The 12,301-nt window shown below is 56.4% G+C and carries 12 protein-coding genes; 1 reads left to right on the top strand and 11 read right to left on the bottom strand.

What is annotated here, in order from left to right:
- Window positions 1-204: hypothetical protein (locus PG896_RS15635; RefSeq protein WP_257710121.1), on the top strand; the 204-nt coding region annotated here is incomplete at its 5' end.
- 98 nt (window positions 205-302) lie between these two features.
- On the opposite strand, the gene gmhB is transcribed toward PG896_RS15635, so the two are convergent.
- The 11 genes from gmhB to rpoC all read right to left on the bottom strand — a co-directional run bounded on the left by gmhB (window position 303) and on the right by rpoC (window position 12,255).
- Window positions 303-845 (bottom strand): D-glycero-beta-D-manno-heptose 1,7-bisphosphate 7-phosphatase, encoded by a 543-nt coding sequence (gene gmhB / locus PG896_RS15630; protein ID WP_043153901.1) that lies wholly within the window; start codon window positions 843-845, stop codon window positions 303-305.
- Between the two features lie 113 nt (window positions 846-958).
- A complete protein-coding gene (gene tuf, locus PG896_RS15625) occupies window positions 959-2,143 on the bottom strand; it encodes an elongation factor Tu (RefSeq protein WP_005306325.1) in 1,185 nt (394 codons plus the stop codon).
- A 54-nt stretch (window positions 2,144-2,197) separates the two neighbouring features.
- Window positions 2,198-4,303: an elongation factor G gene (fusA, locus tag PG896_RS15620; protein WP_270835891.1), complete on the bottom strand. Its 2,106-nt coding sequence runs from the start codon at window positions 4,301-4,303 to the stop codon at window positions 2,198-2,200.
- 75 nt (window positions 4,304-4,378) lie between these two features.
- A complete protein-coding gene (gene rpsG / locus PG896_RS15615) occupies window positions 4,379-4,849 on the bottom strand; it encodes a 30S ribosomal protein S7 (RefSeq protein ID WP_010675949.1) in 471 nt (156 codons plus the stop codon).
- Between the two features lie 93 nt (window positions 4,850-4,942).
- Complete coding sequence (gene rpsL, locus PG896_RS15610; RefSeq protein ID WP_005306278.1) at window positions 4,943-5,317, bottom strand: 30S ribosomal protein S12; 375 nt, start codon at window positions 5,315-5,317, stop codon at window positions 4,943-4,945.
- Between the two features lie 181 nt (window positions 5,318-5,498).
- Window positions 5,499-5,777, bottom strand: coding sequence for a sulfurtransferase complex subunit TusB (tusB, locus tag PG896_RS15605; RefSeq protein ID WP_109112497.1), 279 nt, complete (start codon window positions 5,775-5,777; stop codon window positions 5,499-5,501).
- 7 nt (window positions 5,778-5,784) lie between these two features.
- Window positions 5,785-6,141: a sulfurtransferase complex subunit TusC gene (gene tusC, locus PG896_RS15600; protein WP_109112498.1), complete on the bottom strand. Its 357-nt coding sequence runs from the start codon at window positions 6,139-6,141 to the stop codon at window positions 5,785-5,787.
- 9 nt (window positions 6,142-6,150) lie between these two features.
- On the bottom strand, window positions 6,151-6,543 hold the full coding sequence (gene tusD, locus PG896_RS15595) for a sulfurtransferase complex subunit TusD (RefSeq protein WP_010675952.1): 393 nt from the start codon (window positions 6,541-6,543) through the stop codon (window positions 6,151-6,153).
- Window positions 6,544-6,629: 86 nt separating this feature from the next.
- Complete coding sequence (locus PG896_RS15590; protein ID WP_010675953.1) at window positions 6,630-7,010, bottom strand: RidA family protein; 381 nt, start codon at window positions 7,008-7,010, stop codon at window positions 6,630-6,632.
- Window positions 7,011-7,036: 26 nt separating this feature from the next.
- Window positions 7,037-7,753, bottom strand: a complete 717-nt coding sequence (locus tag PG896_RS15585; protein ID WP_010675954.1) for a helix-turn-helix transcriptional regulator — start codon at window positions 7,751-7,753, stop codon at window positions 7,037-7,039.
- 197 nt (window positions 7,754-7,950) lie between these two features.
- Entirely contained in the window at window positions 7,951-12,255 is a 4,305-nt protein-coding gene (gene rpoC, locus PG896_RS15580) for a DNA-directed RNA polymerase subunit beta' (RefSeq protein WP_010675955.1), read from the bottom strand.
- Window positions 12,256-12,301: the final 46 nt, after the last annotated feature.

The raw sequence follows: 12,301 nt of genomic DNA, 5'->3' as shown, positions 1-12,301 counted from the left end.
TTGTTTTTGATGCTCGATGCTGTGAGTGCCCACACAGATTGCTTGATTCAAATTGTTAAAGAGCGACGCAGCTTTTGCGCTGCTGCGGGAGTGGCATTCTACTCAACCGCCTTCTCGAGTCAAGCCTTATTTTCAAAGGCTTTTCGAGGCTATCGACTCAGGCTTTGCGTTGCTGCTTGCCCTGTCGATGGAGGCGCATTATAGGGAGCGAATTCGTTCTGGCAAGGGGATAATTGCAAAAAGATGGCTTCCATCGTTCAATCGCTCACAAAGCCACCAAAAAGCATCTTAATCCAGCGAAATCAGCCTGCGACAGGTGCTGCAACGGCAAAATCATGCAGGTTGTCGTAGATGGCATCGGCCAGTTCAATCCCCGCATCAGTAATCGGCTTACCCGTTCTGACCATTATCTTGTGACCGACCTTGGCATTGATGGCCGCCTTCAAGTCTGAAGGTTTGTCACCCACCATATAAGAGCGGCTCATATCGATACCGAGCTCCCGCTGGGCAAGCAACAACATACCCGGTTCGGGTTTGCGGCAGTCGCAGGGGGCACCGTGGTTCGGGTGATGGGGGCAGAAGTAGATACCATCGAGATCCACATCGCGATCGGCCAATGACCAATCCATCCACTCGGTCAGGTTCATGAAGTCATCTTCAGTGAAGTAACCACGGGCAATGCCGGATTGGTTGGTCACCACGACCAGCAAATAGCCTTTTTTCTTCAGCAATTGCATGGCCTCAATCGCCCCGGGCAGAAAATGGAAGTCATCAACCTGGCTGACATAACCCGTGTCTTTGTTGATGACACCATCGCGATCCAGAAAAATGGCGGGTTTACTCACAGCAACTACCTCTATAGATGATTTCGCAAAAGTATCTCACAAGCCATTTAAAGCCCCAAAAGTAAAAGGGGTGGCCGAAGCCACCCCTTTTATGTGTGCATATAAAGTATCGATTAAGCGATAACTTTAGCTACAACACCAGCACCTACGGTACGGCCACCTTCACGGATGGCGAAACGCAGGCCGTCGTCCATCGCGATCGGGGCAATCAGGGTAACAACCATCTTGATGTTGTCGCCCGGCATTACCATCTCTACGCCTTCCGGCAGTTCGATGGTACCGGTCACGTCGGTAGTACGGAAGTAGAACTGCGGACGGTAGCCCTTGAAGAACGGAGTGTGACGACCACCTTCTTCTTTGGACAGCACGTACACTTCGGATTCGAACTTGGTGTGCGGCTTGATGGTGCCCGGCTTGGCCAGTACCTGACCACGCTCTACGTCTTCACGCTTCACGCCACGCAGCAGTGCGCCAACGTTCTCACCTGCACGACCTTCGTCCAGCAGTTTGCGGAACATTTCAACGCCGGTACAGGTGGTCTTGGTGGTATCTTTGATACCAACGATTTCCACTTCTTCACCAACCTTGACGATACCGCGCTCTACACGACCGGTAACTACGGTACCACGGCCTGCGATGGAGAATACGTCTTCGATAGGCATCAGGAACGGCTGGTCAATGGCACGCTCCGGCTCCGGAATGTAGGTGTCCAGGTGGCCAGCCAGTTCCAGGATCTTCTCTTCCCACTGAGCTTCGCCTTCCAGCGCTTTCAGTGCGGAACCACGGACTACCGGCAGGTCATCACCCGGGAAGTCGTACTCGGACAGCAGTTCGCGAACTTCCATCTCGACCAGTTCCAGCAGCTCTTCGTCATCTACCATGTCGCACTTGTTCATGAACACGATGATGTACGGAACGCCTACCTGACGACCCAGCAGGATGTGCTCACGAGTCTGCGGCATCGGGCCGTCAGTCGCTGCTACTACCAGGATTGCGCCGTCCATCTGGGCAGCACCGGTGATCATGTTTTTAACGTAGTCGGCGTGACCCGGGCAATCTACGTGGGCGTAGTGGCGGGTTGCAGTGTCGTATTCTACGTGGGAGGTGTTGATGGTGATACCACGCTCACGCTCTTCCGGTGCCTTGTCGATCTGGTCGAAGGCGAAAGCTTTACCACCGAAGTGCTTGGCCAGCACGTTGGTGATGGCGGCGGTCAGGGTGGTTTTACCGTGGTCAACGTGGCCGATGGTGCCGACGTTTACGTGCGGTTTATTACGCTCAAATTTTTCTTTAGACACGACGTAGTCCTTCTAGGTTAAACCCGCCTACCGTCGTAGGCGGGGAATCTTAAATTACTTGGATTTGCGCTCTTCGATCACGGCCTGGGCGACGTTGGTCGGGGCATCGTGATACTTGGCGAATTCCATGGCGTAGGAAGCACGACCCTGGGTAGCAGAACGCAGGGAGGTGGCGTAACCGAACATTTCGGCCAGCGGCACCAGCGCACGTACGATCTTGCCGGACGGGCCATCTTCCATGCCTTCGATCAGGCCGCGACGACGGTTCAGGTCACCGATCACGTCGCCCATGTAGTCTTCCGGAGTCTCGACTTCGACCTTCATGATCGGCTCGAGCAGTACCGGGTTGGCCTTCATGAAGCCAGCCTTGAACGCCAGAGAAGCAGCGATCTTGAACGCCAGTTCGGAAGAGTCGACATCATGGTAGGAACCGAAGTGCAGACGCACACCCAGATCCATTACCGGATAGCCTGCCAGCGGGCCGGACTTCAGCTGCTCGCGGATACCCTTGTCAACACCCGGGATGAATTCGCCCGGAATCACGCCACCCTTGATGTCGTTGACGAATTCGTAGGCTTTGCCTTCTTCCAGCGGGTACATGTCGATAACGACGTGACCGTACTGACCACGACCACCGGACTGCTTGGCATGCTTGCCTTCGATGTCCTTGACGGTGTTGCGGATGGTTTCACGGTAGGCAACCTGCGGCTTACCTACGTTGGCTTCTACCTTGAACTCGCGACGCATACGGTCAACGATGATGTCCAGGTGCAGCTCACCCATACCGGCGATGATGGTTTGGCCAGATTCTTCGTCGGTCCATACGCGGAAGGACGGATCTTCCTGAGCCAGACGGCCCAGAGCCAGGCCCATCTTCTCTTGGTCAGCCTTGGATTTCGGCTCAACGGCGATGGAGATTACCGGTTCCGGGAATTCCATACGCTCCAGGATGATCGGTGCGCTTTCGTCACACAGGGTGTCACCGGTGGTGACGTCCTTCAGGCCGATGGCAGCAGCGATGTCGCCTGCGCGAACTTCTTTGATCTCTTCACGCTTGTTGGCGTGCATCTGAACGATACGGCCGAAACGCTCGCGCTTCTCTTTAACGGAGTTCAGCACGGAGTCACCGGAGCTGACCACACCGGAGTAAACACGGAAGAAGGTCAGGTTGCCCACGAACGGGTCGGTAGCAATCTTGAATGCCAGAGCAGAGAACGGCTCGTCATCGGAAGCGTGACGCTCGTCCTTGGTCTCGCCATCCAGCTTCAGACCGTCGATAGCAGCAACGTCGGTCGGAGCCGGCAGGTACTCGACCACGGCATCCAGCATGGCCTGTACGCCCTTGTTCTTGAACGCGGAGCCACAGGTAACCAGGATGATTTCGTTGTTCAGAACACGCTGACGCAGAGCTTTCTTGATCTCTTCTTCAGTCAGTTCTTCACCACCCAGGTATTTTTCCATCAGGTCTTCAGACGCTTCAGCAGCGGCTTCAACCAGGTTCATGCGCATTTCTTGCGCCTGTTCCAGCAGCTCAGCCGGGACGTCTTCGTAGTCGAAGGATACGCCCTGGTCAGCTTCGCTCCAGTTGATGGCTTTCATCTTGACCAGGTCGATAACGCCCTTGAAGTTCTCTTCGGAACCGATGTTCAGTTGCAGAGGAACCGGGTTACCTTTCAGACGGGTCTTGATGTGCTCAACGCAGCGCAGGAAGTTGGCACCGGTACGGTCCATCTTGTTGACGAACGCGATACGGGGAACCTTGTACTTGTTAGCCTGACGCCATACGGTTTCAGACTGGGGCTGTACGCCACCTACGGCACAGTACACCATCACGGCGCCATCCAGAACACGCATGGAACGCTCTACTTCGATAGTAAAGTCAACGTGGCCCGGGGTATCGATGATGTTGATACGGTGCGGTTGGAACTGTTTACCCATACCGGACCAGAAAGCGGTGGTCGCGGCGGAGGTGATGGTGATACCACGCTCTTGTTCCTGTTCCATCCAGTCCATGGTGGCGGCGCCATCGTGAACTTCACCGATCTTGTGACTTACACCGGTGTAAAACAGAACGCGCTCGGTAGTAGTAGTCTTACCGGCGTCGATGTGAGCGGAGATACCGATATTACGATAACGCTCAATGGGGGTTGTACGAGCCATTGTCATCCTCTTACTAGGGCGCTTGTCCCCAGATAATTAAAGGTGCGCAGAGTCAGAAGACCCTGCGCAAGCGGATTACCAGCGGAAGTGAGCGAAGGCCTTGTTCGCTTCAGCCATACGGTGAACGTCTTCACGTTTCTTGACAGACGAACCCTTATTGTCAGCGGCATCCAGCAGCTCGCCAGCCAAACGCTGAGCCATTGATTTTTCACCACGTTTACGAGCGGCATCAACCAACCAGCGCATTGCCAGAGCATTGCGACGTACCGGACGAACTTCTACCGGCACCTGATAGGTTGCACCACCGACGCGACGAGATTTAACCTCGACCGCCGGACGAATGTTGTCCAGAGCGACTTCGAACAGGGCCAGGTGCTCTTTGCCAGATTTGGTGGCAATGATGTCCAGGGCGCCATATACGATGGCTTCTGCAACAGATTTCTTACCGTCAACCATTACTACGTTGACAAATTTAGCCAGCAGCTCAGATCCGAACTTGGGATCCGGCAGGATTTTACGCTGACCAACAACACGACGTCTTGGCATTTCAAATTCTCCGTAACTTCAGGGGTTACCCAAAACTAGAAAGTTATCTAACTAGAAACGAATTAACGTTTGGCCTTACTTAACGGAGAACCATTAAGCTTTCGGACGCTTCACGCCATACTTGGAGCGAGCCTGCTTACGGTCTTTAACACCGGCACAGTCCAACGCACCACGAACGGTGTGATAACGAACACCTGGCAAGTCTTTTACACGACCGCCACGGATCAGAACAACAGAGTGCTCTTGCAGGTTGTGACCTTCACCACCGATGTAGGAGGTGACTTCGAAGCCGTTGGTCAGACGTACACGGCATACTTTACGCAGTGCAGAGTTAGGCTTCTTCGGGGTGGTGGTGTATACACGGGTGCATACGCCACGCTTCTGAGGGCACGCTTCCAGCGCCGGCACGTTGCTTTTCACAACGAGCTTGATGCGTGGCTTGCGAACCAACTGGTTAATAGTTGCCATCAAAAGGCTCCTGATAATGACTTCATAAACGTGTGAAAAATCCTCCCCGCAGATACGGGGACGCGAAATTTTATGCCCTGTTGTCTGGGGAGTCAAGATTTATACAATTTGCACACCGAAATGGCAAATGACAGTCGAATGACATTATGCTAAGCAACTGAGATAAAAAGGAAAACCAAGCCTAACCGCCCCAGGTCTGCGGTGATCCGTGCTCGGCGATCAACCTGATCAAACCCGGCATATCGAGTTCCATCCCGATCCCGGATGACAAGCCTCTCGCTTTCAAGTCTTCCTTCATGACGTAAAGGGGGACGTCTGCCAAGCGCTTGCACCACCCGGGGGCAGCAGCCGCCATCACGGCATCCTGCATCAACACCACCAGATCCCCTTCCATGCGGTAACGCAACGCCAACTCGAGATCCTGGCTCATGAAGGGAGAGTTCAATATCAGCTGTATCACGGGCACCTCAGAAGCAGATGTGGGTGGTGAAACCCGCCCAGCTACGGCGAATTTCCGCAGGAGAGAGCGAAATAACTGGGATTAGCAGATCCGCCGCCGTCAGTCCTCGCTCAGCCAGTGACATCGCACAGACATAGATCTCCTCGATGTCATACAGTTCCAGCATCTTGAAGGTCGGGGCGTAGTGACGCTGCAATATGGCGTGTGGTGATTGCTCCCTCACCAGTTGCATCACGCCATCCCCCACCAGAAAGAGTGCCAGGGACTCCGTCAATGCAGAGGTGGCCAGCAGAGCATCCAGCCCCTCCCGACCACTCGCCGAACCATGGGCACCACGCCGTGAGATAAACGCTATTCTGGTCATTTTGTCCCCCTAGAACTGAACGAAGCGATCAGCGGTCAGTGCGGCTTCCGCCAACTGACCGAGCCCGCTTAGGCAGAATGGCGCTTCCAGATTGAAATGCTCCCGTCCCATTCCCTTGGCCTCCTGCTCATCCAGCACGCCACGGCGCATGGCCGCAGCCACACACACATCGATACGGATGCCCTGCTGGATGGCCAACTCGCGCCACAACGCCACCAGGTCGGTCTCATCGCTGGCTGGCGCATGGAGGCCATTGGCATTGCACACCCCCTCCTGATAGAAGAAGAGGTGGGACAAGCGGTGTCCCTGCTCGACCAGACTCAGGGCAAAACGATAGGCCGTGCTGGCCGTCTGGGTGCCATAGGCGGGCCCGGTGACCAGCAGAGCAAAATTCAGACTCATGATCGCACTCCTGCACAGCGGTGCATCCATTCTACCTCATAGACGCAAAAGCCCCTCCTGGGAGGGGCTTTTCCAATGACACAGGCTCAGACGTAAGCGATGGCTTCGACTTCGACCAGTACATCCTTGGGCAGACGAGCAACTTCCACACAGGAACGTGCCGGAGCGGATTCGCCAAAGTAGCGGGCATACACCTGGTTGAAGGCCACGAAGTTGTTCATGTCACTCAGGAAGCAGGTGGTCTTCAGTACCTTGCTGGTATCGGCCCCTGCGGCTTTCAAGACTGCGACCAGATTCTTCATCACCTGCTCTGCCTGAGCCTCGATGCCACCGGCAACGATGTCCATGGTGGCCGGATCGAGCGGGATCTGCCCGGAGGTAAAGACCAGCTCACCCAGCTTGGTAGCCTGGACATAAGGGCCAATTGCGGCAGGCGCCTTGTCGGTTGCAATCACTTCTTTAGCCATTGTTATCTATCCCCTATCTATGGCGCTTACTCGCTCTCTTCTTCACCCTGCTTGCGCTGTCGGATGTAGAGATACACGGTATGTTTGGAAATATTCAGCTTGTCGGCGACCAGGTTGATCGAATCCTTGATATCAAATATGCCCTTCTCGAACAACTGGGTCACGATAAAACGGTTCTTGGCATTGTTGGCCACGGAGGGATCACGATTGATCTCGTCGATGGTGTTGTCCACCGTCTGGGCAACCAGCTCTTCGACGCTGTTGGCGAAGGTCTCCGGTGATTGCCGCTCCACCTGCTGTGGCGTCGGGAAGAATTCGGCCACGAACTCGTGGAAAGGTGCATTGATGTGCAGGTTGATGCAGATAAGGCCGATCACCTGCTTGTCGCGGTTACGGATGGCGATGGTGCTCGACTTCATCAAGGCACCGGTCCGACTGCGGGCAAAATAACTCTGGGTGTGATCCTGACCCGTGCTCTCGATATCCTTGAGCATCCGCAGGGCGAGATCGGTGATCGGCGCCCCCAGAGTTCGACCCGTATTGAAACCATTCGCGATTTGGATCACGGACTCATGCAGATTTTCCAGGGAGTGGAGCACCACCTCGCAGTGCTTGCCGAACAGATCGGCCAGGCCTTCGATAAGGCCCCCATATGAACGCAACAGCTCCCTGTCTTCGTCTGTAAAAGCGCGACCGCTCAGTTGCTCTTCGGGAAGCAGTACTTCCTCGATACCGACAGCCATGTTCTACCCCTGTAATACCCATTCAACTTTCCCGAGTTTTCAGTTGCGACGGGGCAATGTCAACTTTTTTTGATTTTTTGCTCTATAACCTTGCACTGGATCATCCCCCTGCCCCAGCCAGGTGCAGCCAGGCAACCGGCTCCGGAATGAAAAAAGGGCCCCTAGAAGGGGCCCTTTTCGATCACTGCAGCGGAAGATTACTCTTCGTCAAAACTGCCGGCTGCGTTGAGCAGATCCGCCAGGTTTTGCTGAGCTTCATCGGCAGTCACCTGCGGCACACCGACAGCACGGGCTGCGGCGGCACGCTGGTTGATGCGGCTGTGGTGGTAGGCAAAGCCGGTACCAGCCGGGATCAGACGACCCACGATCACGTTCTCTTTCAGGCCGCGCAGTTCATCACGCTTGCCACCAACGGCTGCTTCGGTCAGCACCCGGGTGGTCTCCTGGAAGGAAGCTGCCGAGATAAAGGACTCGGTGCTCAGAGATGCCTTGGTAATACCCATCAGGATATGACGGTAGGTAGCCGGGGTCTTGCCTTCGGCAACCAGTTTACGGTTGGCAATCTTCACACGGGCCACTTCAACCTGCTCACCTTCGATCAGGTCGGTGTCGCCAGCGCTCAGGATCTCGCACTTGCGAAGCATCTGACGCACGATGACTTCGATGTGCTTGTCGTTGATCTTAACGCCTTGCAGACGGTAAACGTCCTGCACTTCGTTGGCGATGTAGTTGGCGACCGGGCTGATACCGCGCAGACGCAGGATGTCATGAGCAGACTCGGGACCGTCCGCCAGCACTTCACCCTTCTCAACTTTTTCACCTTCGAACACGTTGAGGTGACGCCATTTCGGAATCATCTCTTCGTAGATCTCGCCACCATCGGTCGGGGTGATGACCAGACGGCGTTTGCCCTTGGTCTCTTTCCCGAAGGAGATGGTACCGGAGATCTCGGCCAGGATGGCCGGCTCTTTCGGCTGACGTGCTTCGAACAGATCCGCAACGCGCGGCAGACCACCGGTGATGTCCTTGGTACCGCTGGACTCTTGCGGGATACGCGCAACCGCATCACCCACGCCCACGTTGGCACCATCTTCCAGGTTCACGATCGCCTTGCCCGGCAGGAAGTACTGGGCGGGAACGTCGGTGCCCGGGATCATCACATCCTTGCCGTTCAGATCGACCAGTTTCACGGTCGGACGCATCTCTTTACCGGCGCTCGGACGCTCGTTGACATCCAGCACGACGATGGAAGAGAGACCGGTCAGCTCGTCGGTCTGACGAGTGATGGTCACACCGTCGATCATGTGTTCGAAGTGCAGGCGACCCGCCACTTCGGTGATGATCGGGTGGGTGTGCGGGTCCCAGTTCGCGACGGTATCACCGGCGTTCACCGCTTCGCCATCCTTCACTTCCAGCACGGAACCGTAAGGCAGCTTGTGGCTTTCCTTGGTACGGCCCATCTCGTCCATGATGGTCAGCTCGGTAGAACGGGAGGTGATAACCAGCTTGTCAGAGTTGTTCAGAACGAACTTGGCGTTCTGCAACTTGATGCTACCGGTGTTCTTCACCTGGATGCTGCTCTCGGCAGCCGCTCGGGATGCGGCACCACCGATGTGGAAGGTACGCATCGTCAGCTGGGTGCCCGGTTCACCGATGGACTGAGCGGCGATAACACCGACAGCCTCACCCTTGTTAACCAGGTGACCACGGGCCAAATCACGGCCGTAGCAGTGAGCACAGTTACCGAAGTCGGTCTCACAGGTGATGGCAGAACGTACCTTCACGCGGTCGACGGAGTTGCGCTCCAGCAGGTCACACAGCTGCTCGTCGAGCAGGGTGTTGCGCGCTACCAGCACTTCATCCTCGGTACCCGGCTTGATCACGTCTTCGGCCACCACACGACCCAGCACGCGCTCACGCAGCGGCTCGACCACGTCGCCACCCTCGATCAGCGGAGTCATCCACAGACCGTCGGTAGTGCCGCAGTCGTCCTCGGTGATCACCATGTCCTGGGCCACGTCAACCAGACGACGGGTCAGGTAACCGGAGTTCGCTGTCTTCAGTGCGGTATCCGCCAGACCTTTACGAGCACCGTGAGTGGAGATGAAGTACTGCAGTACGTTCAGACCTTCACGGAAGTTCGCCACGATCGGCGTTTCGATGATGGAGCCATCCGGCTTCGCCATCAGGCCACGCATACCGGCCAGCTGACGGATCTGGGCGGCGGAGCCCCGCGCACCAGAGTCGGCCATCATGAAGATGCTGTTGAAGGAAGCTTGCTCTTCCTCATCGCCCAGGGAGTTGACGTTACGCTCCTTGGAAAGGTTGTCCATCATGGCCTTGGAGACGCGATCGTTCGCGCTGGCCCAGATATCGATAACCTTGTTGTAACGTTCGCCCGCGGTCACCAGACCGGACAGGAACTGGTCCTGGATCTCGGCGACTTCGGCTTCTGCAGCAGCGATGATGTCTTTCTTGGCATCCGGGATGACCATGTCATCGATACCAACAGAGGCACCGGACAGGGCCGCGTAGTGGAAACCGGTATACATCAGCTGGTCAGCGAAGATGACGGTATCCTTCAGGCCCTGCTTGCGATAGCAGGTGTTCAGCAGACGGGAGATGAGCTTTTTGCCCAGCGCCTTGTTGGAGACGCACTTGATCCAGTTCTGCGGGTTGGCGTCCAGGTCAGCCTGCTCTGCAGCAGTCAGTACCTTGGGCTCGTCAATCAGCGCATACTCCATGCCTTTGGGCAGGATCAGGCTCAGGATCGCACGACCAACGGTGGTGTTCTTCATCTCGGTCTTGGCAACCAGCTCACCGGCTTCGTTCTTCACGTACTCGGTGATGCGGCACTTGACGCGAGCATGCAGGTCGGCCAGACCGGCACGGTAGACCTTCTCGGCCTCTTTCGGACCGGACAGCACCATACCTTCGCCCTTGGCGTTGATACGGGCACGGGTCATGTAGTACAGACCCAAGACCACGTCCTGGGAAGGAACGATGATCGGCTCACCGGAGGCAGGCGACAGGATGTTGTTGGTGGACATCATCAGGGCGCGCGCTTCCAGCTGGGCTTCCAGGGTCAGCGGTACGTGGACCGCCATCTGGTCACCGTCGAAGTCCGCGTTATACGCAGCACAAACCAGCGGGTGCAGCTGGATGGCCTTCCCTTCGATCAGGGTCGGTTCAAACGCCTGGATACCCAGACGGTGCAGGGTCGGTGCACGGTTCAGCAGAACCGGGTGTTCGCGGATCACTTCGTCCAGGATGTCCCAAACGACGGCTTCTTCGCGCTCCACCATCTTCTTGGCGGCCTTGATCGTGGTCGCCAGACCGCGGGATTCCAGCTTGCCGTAGATGAAGGGCTTGAACAGCTCAAGTGCCATCTTCTTCGGCAGACCGCACTGATGCAGACGCAGGGTCGGACCTACGGTGATAACGGAACGACCAGAGTAGTCGACACGCTTACCCAGCAGGTTCTGACGGAAACGACCTTGCTTACCCTTGATCATGTCGGCCAGGGATTTCAGCGGGCGCTTGTTGGAACCGGTGATGGCACGACCACGACGGCCGTTGTCCAGCAGGGCATCCACGGACTCTTGCAGCATGCGCTTTTCGTTGCGCACGATGATGTCCGGCGCAGCCAGATCCAGCAGACGCTTCAAGCGGTTGTTACGGTTGATCACGCGACGGTACAGATCGTTCAGATCGGAGGTCGCGAAACGACCGCCGTCCAGCGGTACCAGCGGACGCAGGTCCGGCGGCAGCACGGGCAGCACTGTCATGATCATCCACTCCGGCTTGTTGCCGGATTGCAGGAAGGCTTCCATCAGCTTCAGACGCTTGGTGGTCTTCTTGCGCTTGGTCTCGGAGTTGGTCTGATCCAGCTCCTCACGCATGGCTTTGACTTCGCCTTCCAGATCGATGGCGCGCAGCAGAGCCAGAATGGCCTCGGCACCCATCTTGGCGTCGAATTCGTCGCCCCACTCTTCCAATGCGTCCAGATAGTTCTCTTCGGAGAGCATCTGGCTGCGCTCGAGGTTGGTCATGCCGGGTTCGATCACTACATAGGATTCGAAATACAGCACGCGCTCGATGTCACGCAGGGTCATGTCCAGCAGCAGACCGATACGGGACGGCAGGGACTTCAGGAACCAGATGTGGGCAGTCGGGCTGGCCAGCTCGATGTGGCCCATGCGCTCACGACGGACCTTGGTCTGGGTCACTTCTACACCGCACTTCTCGCAGATCACACCACGGTGTTTCAGGCGCTTGTACTTGCCGCACAGACACTCGTAGTCCTTCACCGGTCCGAAGATACGGGCGCAGAACAGACCATCACGCTCCGGCTTGAAAGTCCGGTAGTTGATGGTCTCAGGCTTTTTGACCTCACCGAATGACCAGGAGCGGATCATGTCAGGAGAGGCCAGACCGATCTTGATACTGTCAAACTCTTCGGTCTTGGTCTGAGCCTTCAAAAACTTGAGTAAGTCTTTCACGTGTTTCCCCTGTCAGGAGTCTAACCTCGGCGCCCCGGCTGCCGAA

The organism is Aeromonas sp. QDB30 (assembly GCF_027707645.1).
Taxonomy (GTDB): Bacteria; Pseudomonadota; Gammaproteobacteria; order Enterobacterales; family Aeromonadaceae; genus Aeromonas; species Aeromonas caviae.
Note: the sequence above shows the minus strand (reverse complement) of the source record. Positions and strands in the feature narration are given on the sequence as shown.

What these genes read in the sequence shown, in the direction of transcription:
- rpsL (WP_005306278.1), bottom strand. Translation starts at nt 5,317, where the DNA reads ATGGCAACTATTAACCAGTTGGTTCGCAAGCCACGCATCAAGCTCGTT.
- PG896_RS15590 (WP_010675953.1), bottom strand. Translation starts at nt 7,010, where the DNA reads ATGGCTAAAGAAGTGATTGCAACCGACAAGGCGCCTGCCGCAATTGGC.
- tusC (WP_109112498.1), bottom strand. Translation starts at nt 6,141, where the DNA reads ATGACCAGAATAGCGTTTATCTCACGGCGTGGTGCCCATGGTTCGGCG.
- tusD (WP_010675952.1), bottom strand. Translation starts at nt 6,543, where the DNA reads ATGAGTCTGAATTTTGCTCTGCTGGTCACCGGGCCCGCCTATGGCACC.
- rpsG (WP_010675949.1), bottom strand. Translation starts at nt 4,849, where the DNA reads ATGCCAAGACGTCGTGTTGTTGGTCAGCGTAAAATCCTGCCGGATCCC.
- fusA (WP_270835891.1), bottom strand. Translation starts at nt 4,303, where the DNA reads ATGGCTCGTACAACCCCCATTGAGCGTTATCGTAATATCGGTATCTCC.
- PG896_RS15585 (WP_010675954.1), bottom strand. Translation starts at nt 7,753, where the DNA reads ATGGCTGTCGGTATCGAGGAAGTACTGCTTCCCGAAGAGCAACTGAGC.